Origin of the sequence: Paracidovorax citrulli (assembly GCF_900100305.1) — a bacterium.
Classification (GTDB): domain Bacteria; phylum Pseudomonadota; class Gammaproteobacteria; order Burkholderiales; family Burkholderiaceae_C; genus Paracidovorax; species Paracidovorax citrulli.
The window spans coordinates 1-17,520 of sequence record NZ_FNEY01000029.1; the positions used below are offsets into that span (position 1 = coordinate 1).

General features: G+C 69.8%; 20 protein-coding genes. 11 read left to right on the plus strand and 9 right to left on the minus strand.

Annotated elements, in window-relative coordinates; genetic code table 11:
* From BLR99_RS17410 to BLR99_RS23185, 4 genes are all read right to left on the minus strand, one after another.
* A partial coding sequence (locus tag BLR99_RS17410; protein ID WP_139160162.1) for a leucine zipper domain-containing protein occupies window positions 1–242 on the minus strand: 242 nt, incomplete at its 3' end.
* 86 nt (window positions 243–328) lie between these two features.
* Complete coding sequence (gene sctT / locus BLR99_RS17415) at window positions 329–1,240, minus strand: type III secretion system export apparatus subunit SctT (protein ID WP_048857553.1); 912 nt, start codon at window positions 1,238–1,240, stop codon at window positions 329–331.
* A 4-nt stretch (window positions 1,241–1,244) separates the two neighbouring features.
* On the minus strand, window positions 1,245–1,787 hold the full coding sequence (locus BLR99_RS17420) for a type III secretion protein (RefSeq protein ID WP_046060331.1): 543 nt from the start codon (window positions 1,785–1,787) through the stop codon (window positions 1,245–1,247).
* On the minus strand, window positions 1,784–1,957 hold the full coding sequence (locus BLR99_RS23185; protein WP_170838060.1) for a hypothetical protein: 174 nt from the start codon (window positions 1,955–1,957) through the stop codon (window positions 1,784–1,786). Before BLR99_RS23185 ends, BLR99_RS17420 begins: the two co-directional genes overlap by 4 nt.
* A gap of 70 nt (window positions 1,958–2,027) precedes the next feature.
* Between BLR99_RS23185 and sctU the strand changes: the two genes are divergently transcribed.
* Genes sctU through BLR99_RS17460 form a run of 8 tightly spaced genes read left to right on the plus strand, consistent with a single transcriptional unit; the run spans window position 2,028 to window position 9,599 of the window.
* Entirely contained in the window at window positions 2,028–3,086 is a 1,059-nt protein-coding gene (sctU, locus tag BLR99_RS17425) for a type III secretion system export apparatus subunit SctU (RefSeq protein ID WP_017439123.1), read from the plus strand.
* A 44-nt stretch (window positions 3,087–3,130) separates the two neighbouring features.
* Window positions 3,131–5,194, plus strand: coding sequence for a type III secretion system export apparatus subunit SctV (gene sctV / locus BLR99_RS17430; protein ID WP_011793635.1), 2,064 nt, complete (start codon window positions 3,131–3,133; stop codon window positions 5,192–5,194).
* 10 nt (window positions 5,195–5,204) lie between these two features.
* A complete protein-coding gene (locus tag BLR99_RS17435) occupies window positions 5,205–6,104 on the plus strand; it encodes a type III secretion HpaP family protein (RefSeq protein WP_138919939.1) in 900 nt (299 codons plus the stop codon).
* The gene (sctQ, locus tag BLR99_RS17440; protein ID WP_228193907.1) at window positions 6,101–7,237 is read left to right on the plus strand and encodes a type III secretion system cytoplasmic ring protein SctQ; all 1,137 of its coding nucleotides are present in this window, start codon (window positions 6,101–6,103) and stop codon (window positions 7,235–7,237) included. The genes BLR99_RS17435 and sctQ overlap by 4 nt, the downstream gene beginning before the upstream one ends.
* Entirely contained in the window at window positions 7,234–7,896 is a 663-nt protein-coding gene (gene sctR / locus BLR99_RS17445; protein WP_011793632.1) for a type III secretion system export apparatus subunit SctR, read from the plus strand. Before sctQ ends, sctR begins: the two co-directional genes overlap by 4 nt.
* Window positions 7,897–7,912: 16 nt before the next feature.
* Window positions 7,913–8,176 (plus strand): type III secretion system export apparatus subunit SctS, encoded by a 264-nt coding sequence (gene sctS / locus BLR99_RS17450; RefSeq protein WP_011793631.1) that lies wholly within the window; start codon window positions 7,913–7,915, stop codon window positions 8,174–8,176.
* The gene (locus BLR99_RS17455) at window positions 8,173–9,147 is read left to right on the plus strand and encodes a hypothetical protein (protein WP_017438845.1); all 975 of its coding nucleotides are present in this window, start codon (window positions 8,173–8,175) and stop codon (window positions 9,145–9,147) included. The genes sctS and BLR99_RS17455 overlap by 4 nt, the downstream gene beginning before the upstream one ends.
* Complete coding sequence (locus BLR99_RS17460) at window positions 9,144–9,599, plus strand: type III secretion system chaperone family protein (protein WP_011793629.1); 456 nt, start codon at window positions 9,144–9,146, stop codon at window positions 9,597–9,599. Before BLR99_RS17455 ends, BLR99_RS17460 begins: the two co-directional genes overlap by 4 nt.
* A gap of 62 nt (window positions 9,600–9,661) precedes the next feature.
* On the opposite strand, the gene BLR99_RS17465 is transcribed toward BLR99_RS17460, so the two are convergent.
* On the minus strand, window positions 9,662–10,378 hold the full coding sequence (locus tag BLR99_RS17465) for a winged helix-turn-helix transcriptional regulator (RefSeq protein ID WP_017438844.1): 717 nt from the start codon (window positions 10,376–10,378) through the stop codon (window positions 9,662–9,664).
* A 584-nt stretch (window positions 10,379–10,962) separates the two neighbouring features.
* Between BLR99_RS17465 and BLR99_RS17470 the strand changes: the two genes are divergently transcribed.
* A complete protein-coding gene (locus BLR99_RS17470) occupies window positions 10,963–12,369 on the plus strand; it encodes a helix-turn-helix transcriptional regulator (RefSeq protein WP_046060328.1) in 1,407 nt (468 codons plus the stop codon).
* A 45-nt stretch (window positions 12,370–12,414) separates the two neighbouring features.
* Here the strand turns inward: BLR99_RS17470 and BLR99_RS17475 are convergent, their stop codons facing one another.
* Complete coding sequence (locus BLR99_RS17475; RefSeq protein ID WP_011793626.1) at window positions 12,415–12,768, minus strand: chorismate mutase; 354 nt, start codon at window positions 12,766–12,768, stop codon at window positions 12,415–12,417.
* Window positions 12,765–14,264: an anthranilate synthase component I gene (gene trpE / locus BLR99_RS17480; protein ID WP_074687399.1), complete on the minus strand. Its 1,500-nt coding sequence runs from the start codon at window positions 14,262–14,264 to the stop codon at window positions 12,765–12,767. Before trpE ends, BLR99_RS17475 begins: the two co-directional genes overlap by 4 nt.
* 321 nt (window positions 14,265–14,585) lie before the next feature.
* Between trpE and BLR99_RS17485 the strand changes: the two genes are divergently transcribed.
* Window positions 14,586–15,185 carry a chalcone isomerase family protein gene (locus tag BLR99_RS17485; protein ID WP_048857552.1) on the plus strand — a complete coding sequence of 200 codons (600 nt, stop codon included), beginning with the start codon at window positions 14,586–14,588 and terminating at the stop codon, window positions 15,183–15,185.
* Window positions 15,186–15,209: 24 nt separating this feature from the next.
* On the opposite strand, the gene gph is transcribed toward BLR99_RS17485, so the two are convergent.
* Window positions 15,210–15,917, minus strand: coding sequence for a phosphoglycolate phosphatase (gph, locus tag BLR99_RS17490; protein WP_017438780.1), 708 nt, complete (start codon window positions 15,915–15,917; stop codon window positions 15,210–15,212).
* Window positions 15,918–16,173: 256 nt separating this feature from the next.
* Between gph and BLR99_RS17495 the strand changes: the two genes are divergently transcribed.
* Window positions 16,174–16,758, plus strand: coding sequence for a hypothetical protein (locus BLR99_RS17495; RefSeq protein WP_011793622.1), 585 nt, complete (start codon window positions 16,174–16,176; stop codon window positions 16,756–16,758).
* 46 nt (window positions 16,759–16,804) lie between these two features.
* On the opposite strand, the gene rpe is transcribed toward BLR99_RS17495, so the two are convergent.
* On the minus strand, window positions 16,805–17,485 hold the full coding sequence (gene rpe / locus BLR99_RS17500) for a ribulose-phosphate 3-epimerase (RefSeq protein ID WP_011793621.1): 681 nt from the start codon (window positions 17,483–17,485) through the stop codon (window positions 16,805–16,807).
* Window positions 17,486–17,520 lie beyond the last annotated feature (35 nt).

The window sequence follows — 17,520 nt, forward strand, 5'->3', positions numbered from 1 at the left end:
TGTTCGAACAGCTGGACCTGCTCGGGTGGGCAGGCCTGGGGGCTGCGGTGCGGGCGGGAGCTGCGGTCGAGCAAGCCATCGGGGCCTTCGTTGCGAAAGCGGGCCATCCACTTGTAGCCGGTGCGCAGGCTCACGCCTGCGGCTTCGCTGGCTTGGCGCATCGTCCAGTTCTGCTGGAGCACTCTGTCGACCAGAAGGGCTCGACCTGCGCGGGTCAATCGCGCATGCTTATGACTGTTCATCCGGTGTCCTGTCCTGAGTTGCTGGGGCCTGGTAACCACAGCTTCCCAGGTCGGGCCTGGATGAACAACCTATTGAGACATCACAGCTAGCGGCCCGCCGCAGAGCTCGCGGCCCCGGCCGGAGCCTGCTGCGCGGGCGCCGATGGCGGAGCCGAAGCGGGGGCGCCGGCATCCGCCGGATCGCGCGGAGCGAAGACGCGCTCCAGGCGCTGCGCCACGGGCCGCAGGGTGAGCTGCTCGCGCACCTGGTGGAAGAACACCCCCACCAGCAGCACCAGCAGGAGCATGGTGGCGGCACCCTTGAGCGGCTGCGACAGGCTGCCCGGCTCGAGCTTCTCCGCCGCCTTGCTGAGCAGCCCCATGCCAAGGTCGATCAGCATCAGCGTCATGAGCACCGGTCCCGCGATCTTGAGCACGGTCTGGGCGTAACCGGCGACCTCGTCGGGAAAGAACCGTTCCGCCAGCACCGGCCAGCTGGGCATCATCCCCGTCAGAGGCCACCAGTCGTAGCTGTCGAACAGCAGCCCCACGAACACCATCATGCCGCCCAGCATGTAGAAGCCCACGATCGCCAATTGCATGAGCAGGTTGCCCACCGGCGTGCTCTGCTGCCCGCTGAGCGGGTTGGTCTGCTGGATGTTGTTGTAGCCCGCCTGGTTGTCGATCAGCATGCCCACGCCCTCGGCCGCCCAGAACACCACGGAGACGGCGAATCCGATCAGCATGCCGATCAGCGCCTCCTTGACCACCAGGGCGATGAAGACCAGCGGACTCGTGGACTCGAGCAGCCCCAAGGGCTGGCCCCATGCCACGAAAGCCCCCAGCAGCAGCACCGTCCCATTGCGCACGCGCCCCAGCAGCAACTGGTCGTTGGTTGCCGGCAGCACCAGCATGGCCGCGTAGAAACGTGCGCAGCACAGCGCGAGCAATCCCAGCATGCCATGCAGGTCCCCGCCCAGCCGGACCAGCGCATATCCATTCTGCAGGTACTCTTCCATCGCGTCAGGCCTCCACCGCCCTGGCCACCCCGGATCGCGCGCCGGTGCGCCGCCCCTGCCGCGCAGCGGCCAGCATGCGGGCCACGGCGGTTTCCTCGGCTTCCTCGTCCTGCGCGTCTTCCTGCGCACGCTCGGCGGCCGCAAGGGCCTGCTCGAGGCGCTCGCGCGTGGCCTCCAGTTGCCGCTGCGCGCGGCGCACCGCGCCTTCGCGCAACCGGACCTGCTCGCGGGCCGCTTCCACGCGCGCCTGCGCCTGCTCCGTATGGCGCCCGGCCTCGGCGCTCCGGCCCTGCGCCTCGGACACCAGCATCTGCAGGGTGATCGCATCGTTGGCCAGGAAGCGGCTGCCCGCCGACGTGGCGGACGCCAGCCGCTCGCGGCGCGCACGCTCGGCCTCGCGCACCTGCGCCTCTTCCGCCTGCGCGTGCGCAAGCGCGTCCTCTTCGCCCTTCAGCGCCTGGATGCTTTCCTGCAGGTCCGCCTCGGCCTGCTCCGTGCGGCGTGCCTTGAGGCGCACCAGCGTGCGCAGGCCCTTGATCGTGCTCACGAGTTCTCCATCGGCCGATCCACCTCGGCCTGCTGGCCAGCAGCCTCGGGCATGGCGGCCTCCGCCGCGCCGGCCGCTCCGAAGCCGCGCACCGGAATGCGAAAGCGCGCGGCGCCTGCCCACGCGCGCCGCCACCGCTTCGCGCGGGGCGGAACCGCTTCGCCCGGCACGGGGGGCCTCCGCCGCCGGACACCTAGATTGGCGCATGCCGCGCATTCCGCGCCGGATCGATGGCACACCATGTCGGAAAAAACCGAAGAGCCCACAGCCAAGAAACTCAAGGACGCCCGCAAGAAAGGGCAGACCGCCAAGAGCCAGGACCTGGTGGCGGGCGCCGTCCTGGGCGCCGCCCTGCTCGTGCTCACCGGCGCGGGCCCACTGCTCTACGACCACGTGCGCCGCATCGTCACCACCGCGCTGGAGCAGGGCATGCGCGTGCACAGCACGCAGGAGCTGCTGGCGCTGCTGTCATCCATGGCGCTCGACGGCATGGCCGTGGCCTTCGGCATGCTGATCGTCTCCGTGCTGGTGGCCGTGCTGGCCCTGCTCCCGCAGGTCGGCTTCATGATCACCTTCGAGCCGCTCACGCCCAAGTTCGAGAGCCTGAACCCCGCCGAAGGGCTCAAGAAGATGTTCAACGCGCGGGCGCTCGTCGAATTCGCCAAGTCCGTCTTCAAGGCCGTCATCCTCGGCGCCGTCCTGTGGCACATCGTGACCGGGCTGATACCCCTGCTCGTGGGCTCCGTCTATCTCACGCCCGAGGCCAGCGGCAAGATCGCCTGGAGCGCTCTGCTGCAACTCTTTTCCTTCGCGTTCCTCGTCTTCCTGGTGGTCGGCCCCCTCGACTTCGGCCTGCAGCACTGGCTCTTCATGCGGGACCAGCGCATGAGCAAGGACGACGTGAAGCGCGAGAACAAGGACAGCGAAGGCGATCCGCACCTCAAGGGCCACCTCAAATCGCTGCGCGAGGAAATGGCGACATCGCCGCCGCAGGAACGGGTCCCGGGCGCCACGGTGGTCGTCACCAACCCCACCCACTACGCCGTGGCGCTGCGCTACGAAGCCGGTGCGACCCCGCTGCCCATCGTCGTGGCCAAGGGCATGGACGAACAGGCGGCCGTCATCCGCGGCCTGGCCGCGCTGCACCACATCCCGCTCATCGCCAATCCGCCGCTGGCGCGTGCCCTGCACAAGCTGCCGCTGGACCAGCCCATTCCCGAGGAACTGTTCGAGGCCGTCTCCGTCGTGCTGCGCTGGGTGGCCGAACTCGACCGGCTCGGCGGCGGCAGCCCGCGCTGACGCCCTGCTTTCCATTCCGTGCCCCGCTCCCCGAGGATCATTCCATGGCCAAACGATTCGATTCCACCCTGGTCAACGACCTGACGATGGCCGGCTTTCTCGTCGGCGTGATCGCGCTGATGATCCTGCCGCTGCCCACCCTGCTGATCGACTCGCTGCTCGCGATCAACCTCAGCATCAGCGTGCTGCTGCTGATGACCACCCTGTTCATACCGGACGCGGTCTCGCTCTCCACCTTCCCATCGCTGCTGCTGTTCACCACGCTGTTCCGGCTGTCGCTGAACATCGCCTCGACCAAGGCCATCCTGCTGCACGCCGACGCGGGCCACCTGATCGAGAGCTTCGGCCAGCTCGTGGTTGGCGGCAACCTCGTGGTGGGCATCGTGGTGTTCCTGGTGATCACCATCGTGCAGTTCATCGTCATCGCCAAGGGCTCGGAGCGCGTCGCCGAAGTCGGCGCGCGCTTCACGCTCGATGCGCTGCCCGGCAAGCAGATGAGCATCGACGCCGACCTGCGCGCCGGCCTGCTCACCGCCGACGAGGCCAAGGCCAAGCGCGCCCGGCTCAGCATGGAAAGCATGCTGCACGGTGGGATGGACGGCGCGATGAAGTTCGTCAAGGGCGACGCCATCGCGGGCCTCATCATCACGCTGGTCAACATCCTCGCCGGCATCGTGGTGGGCATCCTGTACCACAGCATGACCGCCGGGGAGGCGGCCAACCGCTTCGCCGTGCTGTCCATCGGCGATGCCATGGTCTCGCAGATTCCCGCGCTCTTCATCTGTATGGCCGCCGGTATCCTGACCACCCGCGTGGCCGACGAGCACCGCAAGAAGCCCACCTCCCTGGGCGAGGACATGACGGAGCAGCTCACGCGCAATACCCGCTCCATGTACCTCGCGGGGGCCCTCACCCTGGGCTTCGCGGCCATTCCGGGCTTTCCCGCCGTTCCGTTCTGCCTGCTGGCGGCGGGCCTCGTGGGCGGCGGCCAGTGGCTGTCGCGCAGGCGCAAGTCGGCCGCCCCGGGCAGCGCCAAGACCCACTCCAAACCCATCGCCTCCCTGCTGCGCGAAGGCGGCAAGGGCGAGGGCACGGCCATCCAGCACCGCGCGCCCGAGTTCGCCAAGCCGCTGTCCATCCGCCTGTCCGATCCGCTCGCCCGCCTGCTCAATGCCGAGCGGCTCGACCAGGCCCTGAACAAGGAACGCGAGGGACTGCAGACGCGGCTGGGGCTGCCCTTCCCCGGCGCCGCGATGTGGGTCTGGGACGGCCTCGAGGACCTGCGCTTCGACATCCTCATCAACGACGTGCCCGTGGCCCAGCCCCGGTTGCCCGGCGACATGCTCCTGCTGCTGGACCCGCAGTCCCCCCTGGCCGCGCAGGCCCAGCGGCACGGCCCGCTGCTGGGCATGGAGGAATCGCTCTGGGTGCCCCAGACGGCCGTCCCGCCCGCCCAGCGCGCCGGGGCGTGCCTGGAGATCGAGCAGGTGATCGCCCGCGAGGTGGTGGAGATGCTCCAGCGCCATGCGCACCTCTTCATGGGCGTGCAGGAAGTGCAGTGGATCATCGAGCGCGCCACGCCGGAATACCCGGGGCTGGTGGCCGAAGTGCAGAAGGTCATGCCGCTGCAGCGCATGGCCGAGGTGCTGCGCCGCCTGCTGGAAGAGCAGGTGCCCATCCGCAACATCCGCAGCATCTTCGAGAGCCTCATCACCTGGGCCCCCAAGGAAAAAGACCTGCTGCTGCTCACCGAATACGTGCGCTCCGACCTGGGCCGCTACCTCGCGCACGAGGCCGGCGGCGGCCAGCGGCACATCTCGGCCATCCTGCTCGCCCCGGAAATCGAGCAGGCGATCCGCGGCTGCATCAAGCCCACGCCCGCGGGCAACTACCTCGCCATGTCGCCGGACGATGCGCGCGACATCACCGACCGCATCGCGGCCGTCGCCCGCTCGTCGCCCGCCACCGGCGTGGCCCTGGTCACGTCCATGGACATCCGGCGCTACGTCAAGAAAATGATCGAAGGACGCATCGACTGGCTGCGCGTGTACTCCTTCCAGGAGCTGGGCAGCCTGATCGAGCTGCGGCCGATCGGCCGCGTTGCATAGCAGGCACGCCGTGCAACGCGACCTCCCGCCATTGCGCCAGGGCCTGGCCAGCGGCCGCGGCACGCCCGCGGGCGCCCTGCCGCCCGCGCCCGGCGCCGCGCTCAGGTTCCAGCGCCACCTGCTGGGCGATGCGGCCGAAGACATCCCGCCGGCCACCGGCTTTCTCGCGCCCGGGCGCCGTGCGCTCGCGAGCGACCCGCGGGACCCGCGGGACCCGCTTCCTGCCGCACCGCCGCCGTCGCGGGCCACGGCCGATCCCGCGCCCGGCACGGACGGCGATGCGCCACCGCCCGCCACGTCCGCCCCGCCCCCTCCCGTCGCCACGCCAGACCCTCCAGCCGCCTTCGGCATGCCGCGGGCCGGGGAAGCAGGCCTGCCGGCCGTCCCCGCCGCGCGACCGGACGACGGCGCCTGCCAGGCCGGGCCCGAGGCATGGCCGCCGCCCGCCGGTCCGGCAACGGATGCCGCGGCGGTGCCCACGTGCCCTCCGCCCCCCGACCCGGTGCCGCCGCCCCCGCCCGCCTGCGGACGCCAGGACGGCGACGCATCCCGGCAACGGGGGCAGGATTCCGGAGCCGGGCCCTCGGCGGCTTCCGCCCCGGCGCGACCGGCGGCGGCCGATGCGCCCGCCTGGCTGCAGGACACCGTGCAGCGCATCGCATGGCTGTGCGCCCAGGCGGATCCGGCCTTCCAGTCGTGGTCCGTCACGGTGCCGATGGACCCCGCCGTGCTCCCGGAAAGCGAAGTGGCCCTCACCCTTTCGCCTTACGCGATGAGCCTTCGGTTCCGCACCCGGTCCTGCGAATCGGCACGACTAATCTCCCTCCATCGCGATCCACTGCGTGCGCAGCTCGAGGCATTGGGCCCCGGGCAGCGCGGCATCGACATCGACCTGGAATCACCGCCGTGAACGCACTTGCGCCCCACTCCGCCATCACCGCCGAACTGGCCGACCGCCTGCCGATCGTGCCCCCCGGCGAGGCGCATCTGGCGCGCATCGCCTTCGACCGCCGCTTCGCCCGCTGGGCGGCCCGGCTCTGCAGCCAGCCGCCTGGCCGCGTGGCAGCCGCCGCGCCGGGCTGCCACCACGACGCGGTGTCGCTGGATTTCTCGTGCGTGCATGGCCACCTGCAGGTTTCCGTGCCCCTGTCGGCCTGGCCGACGCTCGGCATGGCGGCCCGCCTGGCGGATGCCGCGCTGGCCCGCGAAGTGGCGGAAACCCTGATCGCCGCCCCCCTTGCCGCCGTGGCGCCAGTGCTGCCGGGGCTCGCACTGACCGGCGTGTCCGTGCGCACCGCCCTGCAGGCGCCGCTGGAATGGACCCAGGGCGCCCTGCGCATCGGCCTGCACGCCATCGACGGCGGCGTGGCGGATCGGCTGTGCGCCCACCTGGCGCATTCCGCGCAGGCCGACGGCGAGCCCCTGGCCGCGCTGCGGCTGCCGGGCACCGTCCGCCTCGCCACCCGCCGCCTCGCGCCCGCCGACCTCGCCAGCCTGGCTGCGGGCGACGTCGTCCTGTGCGGCACGCTCTCCGCGGGCCGGCGGCGCCTTTGCCATCTTTCCTTCGGACTGGGAACCACCATGCACATACCCGCAGAACTCGATCTCGACGATTCCGAAATCGCCCTCCACGCCGCGCCGCAGGCCGATGCCTTCGCGGAGCCGGCGGACGAAGACGGCGCGCCGGACGAATACGGCGCGCCGGACCCGGCCGGCGCCGCCGAGGAAGCCGCGCCGTGTTCCGGCAGCGATGCCGAACCCGAGGCCACGCCGCTGCCGCTGACCGACATCGGCGGCATCCGCGTTCCCGTCGCCATCGAGATCGACACCGCGCGCATCCGGCTGGACGAACTCGCCGCGCTCGATGCCGGCGCCATCGTCCCGCTCGCCGTCGCCGCCCGCGACGCCACAGTCCGCCTGGTCTGCCACGGCCAGGTCGTGGGCACCGGCCGCCTGGTCGTCATCGGCGATCACCTGGGCGTGCGCATCGCGCACATGGCGGCGGCCGGCGCAGCGTCGCCCACGGCCACAGGCGCGCCATGACCCCGATCTCGGGACTCGATCCCGTCTCGCTGGCGCTGGCGCTGATGCTGCTGGCGGTGCTGCCGTTCGCCGCCATGATCGTCACGTCCTACACCAAGGTGGTGGTGGTCCTGGGCCTGCTGCGCAACGCGCTCGGCGTGCAGCAGGTGCCGCCCAACATGGTGCTCAACGGCATCGCCATCATCATTTCGGTGTACGTGATGGCGCCGGTCGCCATGGAGGCTTCCGACCGCATGCAGATGCTGCCGCCTTCCGCCCAAAGCTCCAACACCCAGCAGATGCTCGCTGCCGCCTCCGCCGCCCGTGAACCGTTCCGCAAGTTCCTGGACAAGCATGCCGACGCCGCCGAGAAAGCGTTCTTCCTCAAGTCGGCCCAGGCGCTCTGGCCCGAGGAACGCGCCCGGTCGCTGCAGGCCGACGACCTCGTCGTGCTGGCGCCCGCCTTCCTGCTCACCGAACTCACGGCCGCCTTCCGCATCGGTTTCCTGCTGTACCTGGCCTTCATCATCGTGGAGCTGGTCATCGCCAACGTCCTGCTGGCCATGGGCCTGTCCCAGGTTTCCCCCACCAACGTCGCCATTCCCTTCAAGCTGCTGCTGTTCGTCGTGCTCGACGGATGGTCGCAGGTGATGCACGGACTGGTCATGACCTACCGCTGAACACGCAGGGCACGCCATGAACCACGACAACATCGTCCAGCTCACCTCCGAAGCACTCATGCTGTGCCTGCTGCTGTCGCTGCCGGCTGTGGCCGTCGCGGCGATCGTGGGCCTGCTCGTGGCGCTGGTCCAGGCCGTCACCTCGCTGCAGGACCAGGCGATCTCGCAGGGCATCAAGCTGATCTGCGTGACGGTCACCGTCGCCGTGAGCGCGCCCTGGGTGGGCAGCACCGTGCTGCAGTTCTCGCAGCGGCTTCTCACGGCCGTCTTTTCGCCATGATGCTGAACCTGTTCTCGGTATTCCGCCTCAAGCAGCAGCGCAACCGCCAGCAGCTGCAGCAGCAGCTCATCAAGCGCGAGAACCTGCGCGAGCAGCTGCATGAAGAGGACGTGCACAAGCGGCAGCGTGCCGTGCTGCAGGGCCGATACGGCGATTACGTCTTCAAGACGCTGGGGCGCCCTCCGCCGCCTCCACCGCCCCGGCAGAGCCACCTGCCCGGCCAGGGCAGCGAACACGCGCCCGACGGGGAGCGCACGGTGCTGGACTTCCAGGCGGACTTCGAGCAGGCCAGCGAAACCGGCGAAGCCGTGCGCAGCGAGCGCAAGGGCCAGGATGAGGAAGGCAGCCGGGAGGCGCACGAGCACGGCATGGAAGGCGTCGCCGAGCACCGGCGCGACCTGGAAGAACTGGAGCAGTACTCGCAGGACATCTTCCTGCAGCCGGGCAGCGGCACGGCACAGCAGGACGGGCGCGAAAGCGGATCCGGCACCGGCGGGCAGTCCGGCGGCAGCCACCAGGGCGGCGAAGGCCGGGGCCATGGCGGTCAGTCGCAGGCCGGCGGCAGCGCGGCGAAGCTGCGCATGCAGGCCATGCTGGCGGACTTCGAGGTGGGAATGTCCAGCGAAGATCCCGTGGTGCAGGCCGATACGCTGGTGGCCGCGCTCGGATCGATCGTCTGGGCATCGCACGGGAACGGCCATCCCGTGCAGGCCATGCTGCTGGCGCGGATCGCAGAGCACCTGCGCCGCCAGAACGGAGGCAAGCCGCTCGCGACGGTCGCGGAAGTCCGGGAAGCGCTGCTGCGCGCCGGCCTGGATGTCGCGGGCAAACCGTCCGACCGCTTCGCGCTGCTGCCCCTGCAGCTCCTCAACTACAGCCGGCCCCGGACCACGTCCCAGCTCCGGCTGACCACGGAGCGGCTGGCGGGCGGTCCGGCATGGCTTCTGCCGCGCATGCCCGAACGATCATGAGCTTCCAGCAGTACGAACAACTCGTCACCGACCTCTGCGGGGTCATCGACCTGCCCGACCCGCAGGCCGTGCTGGACCGGGGCTGGGTGGAGGTGGAGGGCTTCGAGGTCCAGATAGCGCACTACGAGAACGACGTGGCAGCGATGTACCTCAACTTCCATTTCGGCATCGTCACGGCCGGCCGCACGCTGGCGGTCTACCGGCTCCTGCTGGAAGCCAACCTCACGGTCTATGCGCAGGACCAGGCGCAGGCCGGGATCAATCCGGACACCGGCGGCATCATCCTCATCGTGCGCGTGCCGATGACGCCCGACATCACGGGCACCTGGCTGGCCGAAACGCTCACGCACTATGCAGAGCACGGCCGCTACTGGGGCGACAACATCCTGACCTCCACCGACGAGGCCTTTCTGGGAATCTGCTCCGGCGACTACCTGTGGATCAAGGTGTGAGCCTTTGAAGAGCCTGCAGCCCCAGGGGCTCGCGCCCCGGCGCCGCGGTGCCCCGCAGGGTCTCAACTGCCCAGGGGCGGCATGGAATGCATGGCGGGAAGGGACACCGGCATGGACATGGCAGCAGTCACCGCGGGACGCACGCGGGACACCTGCATGCTGGACGGCTGCGCGACGGGGCCGGCCCCCTCCGCGGTGGACGAGATGAGGCGATAGCCCCGGCCGTACGCGGCCTGGACATGCAGGGCGCATCCGCACTGGCGCAGCTTCACGCGCAGCTTGTAGATGTGCTGCTCCAGCGTGCGCTTGTTGGATTCGACCGAACGGCCCCAGACCCTGGCCACGATGGTGGGAGAGGAAACCACCTGGTTGGGCCGCGAGAACAGCAGCCAGGCGAGTTCGCATTCGCGATGGGTGAGCTCGACCATCGTGCCGCGGTGGACGAAGCACTGGCGGGCCGGGTCCAGCTCGCAGCCATCCACCGTGATGGACCGCGCGGTTTCCAGCGCATAGGCCTCCACGTGCCCGCGCAGCCGCGCCTTCAGTTCGTCGTGCCCCACCCGGGAAAGATTGATGTAATCGACGGCACCGCACGCCAGGGCCGTGCCGAAGCCTGCCTGGAGTTCCGATCCGGCCACCAGCACCGGCACGTGGGTGGATATGCAGCTTCGGATCAGGCCCAGATCCTCGGCCAGCGTACCGCCGCAGTCTTCCAGGATGACCGCGTCGGGCGGATGCCGGCGGGCCTGCATCCGGAAGGCAGCGATGCTGACCTGCAAGATGGCTTGAATGCCTCCCCGATTCAACAAATCCACAAGGAATTGATTCACCGCCGAACGGCGCGACAGCAATGCGACTCGCATGATTTCCCCATACGCAAACGTTTTCGTTGATCTAGCTACGACTGTGACAGCCGTATGTCCCCCACCAAGACATTCACAATTTTTGCACCTCATTGCAAATGCCTGTGCGTGAGTGGCGACAGACGCAAGCTTAGTTCATTCCAGACGGCGCCGGGTCATTTATCGTCTGTAAGACGTCGATAGGAATATGCAATTTCTTGCATGTTTTTGTATCAATGCCCCGGGCAACACTGCATTTTGTTAATGCCAGGACAGAACCCTGTCAAGGATGCACTTGCATATTTAATTTCCGATACCAATAACTTTCCTATATGGCTCATGGGGGGGGACGCCGTCCATGCCCCGCATGCGGGGAGATGGTGCTCGCTTCGGTTCGGCATGCCTGAGGTGGGCAAATTTGAGGATTTGGAAAACCTAGGTGAGATTTGCCCCCGGCAGGATTCCTAGCATCGGTCGTCATCCAAACCACATGGGGCGCGGCGGGGGCCGCGACGATCGAAATGCTCCTCTCTCTGCTTTCTCTCTCCTCCCAACGCATCGGCGACGGCGCCCAGGCGCTCACGCAAATGCTCCAGAACCTGCAGGTCAAGGAGGCCGCGGCCATGGGACGCAGGCGGCTGGAGCGCGGCCAGTCCCGCGATGCGAGCCCCGTGGAAGAAGGCGCCCTGCTCGGTCGCACCCTGCTGCTGATCGGACAGGAGGAGCTTGCCAGCGACGTTTTCCACCAGCAGCTCAAGGCCTACGACGCGGTATCGCGCGCCATGGTGCGCTGGCATTCCGCGCTGGACCAGGCCTGGATGTTCCTGCACCTGCGCAAGCCCGCCCGGGCAGCCGCCTGCTGGGCGCTCGTGGCCAATGACCACGACGCCCCCGCCCCGCTGCGCGTGGAAGCCTGCTGCGGACTCGCGCTGTCGCTGCAGGCCCAGGGACAGCATGCCTCGGCACTGGTGGCGGCCCAGCGGGCACAGGCGCTGTGCGAATCGGGGGAATCCTCCCGCCTTGCGCTCCACGCCGCAGCCATCCGGCTCGAGGTCCTCTCCCGCGTCGAACTGCTGCACAGCGAAGAACTGTCGGACCACGCCTTCGCCGAAGCGGCCCAGGAACTGGGCCGGGAGCGCATGTCCGGCGAAACGCTCGCCTCCGAACTGCGTGCACTGGAGTCCGGCCCGGACACACCCGCACTGATGCGCGCCCGCCTCGCATACCTGGCAGGCATGCACGCCGCCCATCCTGCCGCCCGCCAGGAAGCCGTGGCCGCCTTCGGGCGCTGGCTGCGCCAGCACGGCCTCGCCGGCATCGACGCGGAAGCCCGGGTCGAGGGCTGCCTCGCCCTGCTGGCGGGCCGCGCCGTTCCCGCGGCCCGCGAAGCGATCATGCCGCTGGCCGGGGGCGAGCGCGAGATCGAGCACCACCCCCTGGCCTCGGACATCCAGTACTGCCTGTCGAAAATTCACATGAGCGAAGGCCGCCTCGGCGAGTCGCTGCGGCAGTACAAGCGCCATGTGGCGCAGGCCATGCGCGTGGTGCACCACGCGGCCCTGCAGCGGATGGACGCGCCCGCCGCCAACGCCCCCCAGGACACCGTGGGCCTGCGCCTGCCCCCGCGCTACCGCGCCGCCTACCGGTACATCATCGAGAACCTGCACGACCCCAACCTCTCGGTGCGCGAGATCGCCGGCCGGCTCGGCGTCACCGAGCGCGCGCTGCAGCTGGCGTTCCGCAACCACCTGGGCATGACCCCCGCGGAACTGATCCGGCGCGAACGCGTGCGGCGCATCGAGGGCGAGATGGAAGAGGCCAGCGCCACGGGCGGCCGCGTCCACATGCTGGACGTCGCCTCCCGCTGGGGCATCAGCAACCGCTCCACCCTGGCGAATGCCTTCAAGCTGTCGTCGATGCGGCACTGAGCGCCGCGCGCCCGGCCCGGGCGTGCCGGCGGGCAGAAGGCGCGGTCAGGCCGGCCTGCCGTCCGCACCGTCGCCCGACTTCTCGCCCGCGGCGACCATCCGGTCGAACTCGCGGTGCTCGTAGGCGATGTAGGCTTCCATCATGCCGCGGTAGATCGCCTCGATCACGTCGGGCTCGCCGCCCTCGGCCAGCGCGCGCTCGCGCACGCGCCGCACGATGAATTCGATGCGCCCTTCGTCGCGCACCTGGGAGGCATCGCGCTTGTTGCGCGCCGCCTGGGTCATGTAGCCGCCCCGCTCCACCAGCAGCGGCACGAGGATGTCGTCGAGCGCATCGATGCGCTCGCGCACCTCCGCCATGCTGCTGCAACTGCGGGTCTTTTCGATGGCGCGGGTCATTCCAGTCCTTCTTCGACGAGTTCGGCCGCGCGCAGCAGGGCGCGGGCCTTGTGCTCCGTTTCCTTCCATTCCAGCTCGGGGACCGAGTCCGCCACCACGCCGGCCGCGGCCTGCACGTAGAGCGTCCCGTCCTTCACGATCCCGGTGCGGATGGCGATGGCCACGTCCATGTCGCCTGCGTAGCTGAGGTAGCCGCAGGCGCCGCCGTACAGCCCCCGCTTGGTGGGCTCGAGCCGGTCGATGAGCTCCATCGCATGCACCTTGGGCGCGCCGGTGAGCGTGCCGGCGGGGAAGGTCGCCTTGAGCACGTCCATGCTCGTCATGCCTTCGTTCAGCAGGCCTTCCACATTGCTCACGATGTGCATCACGTGGCTGTAGCGCTCCACCGCGAAGGCCTCCGTCACCTTCACCGTGCCGGTGCGGGCGATGCGCCCGATGTCGTTGCGCGCCAGGTCGATGAGCATCACGTGCTCGGCACGCTCCTTGGGGTCGTTCACCAGCTCGTTTTCGGCCGCCTTGTCCTTCTCGGGCGTGGCGCCGCGCGGGCGCGTGCCGGCCAGCGGGCGGATGGTGATCTTCTGGCCCTCGTCCGTGCGCTCCTGGCGCACCAGGATCTCCGGGCTCGCCCCCACCACGTGGCAGTCGCCGAAGTGGTAGTAGTACATGTAGGGCGAAGGATTGAGCGAGCGCAGCGCGCGGTAGAGCGACAGCGGCGACTCGGTGTAGCGCTTGTGGATGCGCTGGCCCACCTGCACCTGCATGAAGTCGCCCGCGGCGATGAGCTCCTTGGCCCGCTCCACGGCCGCCAGGTAGTCGGCCTTGGCGAAGTCGCGCTGCGGCGGGTGGCTCTCCGTCGGCTTGACCACGGGGGCGGCCACCGAGTACTTGAGCTGCTCCTTCAGTTCGCGCAGGCGCTTCTTGCCGCGGGCGTAGGCCTCGGGCTGCGCCGGGTCCGCATAGACGATCAGGTAGAGCTTGCCAGAGAGATTGTCGATGACGGCTACCTCCTCGCACTGCAGCAGCAGGATGTCCGGCATGCCCAGCGTGTCGGGCGGGCAGCTCGCTTCCAGCTTCTTCTCGATGTAGCGCACCGCGTCGTAGCCGAAATAGCCCGCCAGGCCGCCGCAGAAGCGCGGCAGGCCGGGTCGCAGCGCCACCTTGAAGCGCTTCTGGTAGTCGGCGATGAAATCCAGGGGATTGCCGTGGCCGGTTTCCACCACCTGCCCGTCGGTCACCACTTCCGTGCGCGCCTGGGCGCCGAAGCCGCTGGCGCGCAGCAGCGTGCGTGCCGGCAGGCCGATGAAGCTGTAGCGCCCGAAGCGCTCGCCGCCCACCACGGATTCCAGCAGGAAGCTGTAGCGGCCGCCGTCGCGGGCATGGGCCAGCTTGAGGTAGAGGGACAGGGGGGTTTCCAGGTCCGCGAAGGCCTCCGCGATGAGCGGAATGCGGTTGTAGCCTTCGCAGGCCAGGCTTTTGAATTCGAGTTCGGTGATCACGGGAGATCGCTCCAGATCGGCCGGCCCGCCGCAGGCAGTCGTTGCGCCCGCGGCCGGTGCCGCGCCAGGTTCATTGCGTTCGGCCCCGCAGGGGCCACGGAGGACACGCCGGGATCGCGGGGCCCGGGTGCGGTCAGCGGTTCGGTGCGGCAGGCTTGCGCCAGGGCCAGGCTCCCCGGCCGCTGCGACCTGTGATGACCACGTGGTGAATGAACATGGGCGCAAAGTGTAGCAAAGCGGCCTGCGCGAAAACCCTGTTGCGCTGCCCGCGGCAAGGCGCCGAGAATAAAAAGAACGATCGTGCTTTTTTAGGGAGTCGCCATGACACTTCGGCAACGCGGCCTCGCCTGGGCGCTCGCCGGGCTCATCGCCTGCGGCGCCGCGCCCGCGGGCGCGCAGACCGCCGCCACCGTGGCCGGCGTGGCCTTCGAGCCGCGGGTCACGCTGGCGGACGTTCCCCTGGCGCTCAACGGCGCGGGCGTGCGCTACAAGGCCGTCTTCAAGGTCTATGCGGCCGGGCTGTACCTGGAGCGCCACGCCGCCACGCTGCGGGACGTGGTGGCGCTGCCCGGCCCCAAGCGGCTGTCCGTCGCCATGCTGCGCGACATCGACTCGACGGAGCTGGGCAAGCTGTTCGCGCGCGGCATCGAGGACAACCTGGACAAGGCGGCGTTTTCCCGCCTCGCGCCGGGCGTGCTGCGCATGGGCGAGATCTTCGCCGCGCACCGCCGGCTGGCGGCCGGCGACCGCTTCACCGTGGACTGGCTGCCCGGCACCGGCACGGTCATCACCGTGAAAGGCGTGCCGCAGGGCGAACCTTTCCACGAGCCCGAATTCTTCGGGGCGCTGATGGCCATCTGGCTCGGTCCGCAGCCCGCGGACTGGAAGCTCAAGGACGCGCTGCTCGGCAAGGCCGGCTGAACACCGGCCCGCCGCGGCGCGGCCTCAGCCCGCGCACAGCGACTGCAGGCTGTCCACGTGCGCGTCCGCGTCCACCTGCCGCGCGGGCTGGCCGTGGTTGTAGCCATAGGTCACCAGCACCACGGGGCAGCCGGCGGCGCGGGCCGCGCGCGCATCGTTGACGGAGTCCCCGATGGCCAGGGTCCGGGCGGGCGCCGTTCCCAGGGCCTCGCAGGCCTTGAGCAGCGGCAGCGGATCGGGTTTCTTGCGCTCGAACGCGTCCCCGCCGAAGACGTGGTCGAAGAAGCCGTCCAGCCCCTTGGCCCGCAGCAGGGGCACGGCGAAGGCTCCGGGCTTGTTGGTGACGCAGGCCAGCCGCAGCCCCGCGGCGCGCAGGGCCTGCAGCCCCTCGGCCACGCCCTCGTAAACGCGCGAATGGCTGCCGTTGATCGCCAGGTAGTGCCGCCCGTAGGCCTCCCATGCCTGCGGATAGTGCGCTTCCACCGCTGCGGCGCGGCGCTGCGGCTCCATCGGCTGCAGCACATGGTCCAGCACCGAGCGCAGCAGGTGCTCCGTGCCCTTGCCCACCATGCGCTCGATCTCCGCCGCGTCGATGCCCGGCAGGGACAGGTCGCCGAGCATGCGCCGCAGCGCCTCCGCGAAATCGCCCAGGGTGTCCACCATGGTGCCGTCCAGGTCCACGATCGCCGCATCGGCGCGCGCCACCAGCGCCGCCGGGGAACATTCCAGCATGTCCCATCCTCCAAAGTGCCGCCAAGCCCGCCGCGGCGGTGCGTGAATAAGGTCCCGTCCGGCGATCCGGCGCCGGCGGGGCTGCCGGGAGTGTAGGCCGTGCGCCAACGGCCACAGCGATTGTCTGGTCCGTCCGACAAGGCCCGTGCACCGCAGCGGCTACGCTGGCTCGACCGTTTCCGCCGCACGGTGCGGAAACAGTGACCCCACGCCGTCCGTCCGCGGCCGGCCCCACCGACACATGGAGGTTCTTGATATGCCGAATCGCTTTGCCATCGCACCCCGCATCCTGTCCGCCGCCTGCCTGATCGCGGCCTGCGCCGCCGCCCAGGCCGCTCCCGGGGATGCCGCCAGCGCCCGTGAGCGCTACCAGCAGGACCGCCAGGCCTGCATGAGCGGCAATACCGGGCAGAGCCGCGAAACCTGCCTGAAGGAAGCCGGCGCCGCGCTGCAGGCGGCCCGCTCCGGCCAGCTCGGCGCCCAGGACGCCACGGATGGCTACAGCCGCAACGCACTCCAGCGCTGCGAAGTGTTCAAGAATCCCGTGGACCGCGAAGCCTGCGCGGCACGCGTGCGCTCCGGCACCCAGGACGGCTCCGTGGCCGGCGGCGGCATCCTGAGGGAAGCCACCATCCAGGTGCCCGCGGCCCCGCAATCCGGCGCAGCCGCCATGCCGGCGCCCCAGGGCGATGCCACCGGCGCCATGGCGCCCCAGGGACGCCCGCACCCGCACGGCAAGCCCCATGCGCACCCGATGCCGGGCGCGCCCAAGGCCCCGCCGCCGGCTCCCATGCCCCAGCCGATGACGCAACCTGCGCCCCAGCCGATGCCCCAGCGATAAGGGACCGCACGCCGGGCCGGCCCTGCGGCCCGGGTGCCAGCGCGCCTCAGCCGAGCTGGGCGCGCATCGCGTCGATCACGGCGCGATAGTCGGGCTTGCCGAAGATCGCGCTGCCCGCAACGAACGTATCGGCACCGGCGTCCGCCACGCGGCGGATGTTGTCCACCTTCACCCCTCCGTCCACCTCCAGGCGGATGTCCTTGCCGCAGGCGTCGATGCGGCGGCGCAGGGCCTCGATCTTGCGCAGCGCCGAATCGATGAAGCTCTGGCCGCCGAAGCCCGGGTTCACGCTCATCACGAGGATCAGGTCGATGTCGTCGATCACCCAGTCCAGCACGTCGAGCGGGGCCGCCGGGTTGAACACCAGGCCCGCCTTGATGCCCTTGGAGGTGATCGCCTGGATGCTGCGGTGCACGTGCGCGGACGCATCCGGATGGAAGCTGATGTAGTCCGCTCCCGCCTCCGCGAAGGCCGCGGCCAGGGCGTCCACGGGCTGCACCATCAGGTGCACGTCGATCGGCGCGGGCCGGCCGTCGGGCGTGACGGCATGGGGCTTGAGCGCCTGGCACACCATCGGGCCGAAGGTGAGGTTGGGCACGTAGTGGTTGTCCATCACGTCGAAGTGCACCCAGTCGGCGCCGGAGGCGATGACATTCTTCACTTCCTCGCCCAGGCGGGCGAAATCGGCGGACAGGATCGAGGGGGCGATGCGGAATTGGCGGGTCATGGCCCGGATTGTCGCAGCAGAGGCGCCGCGGCACG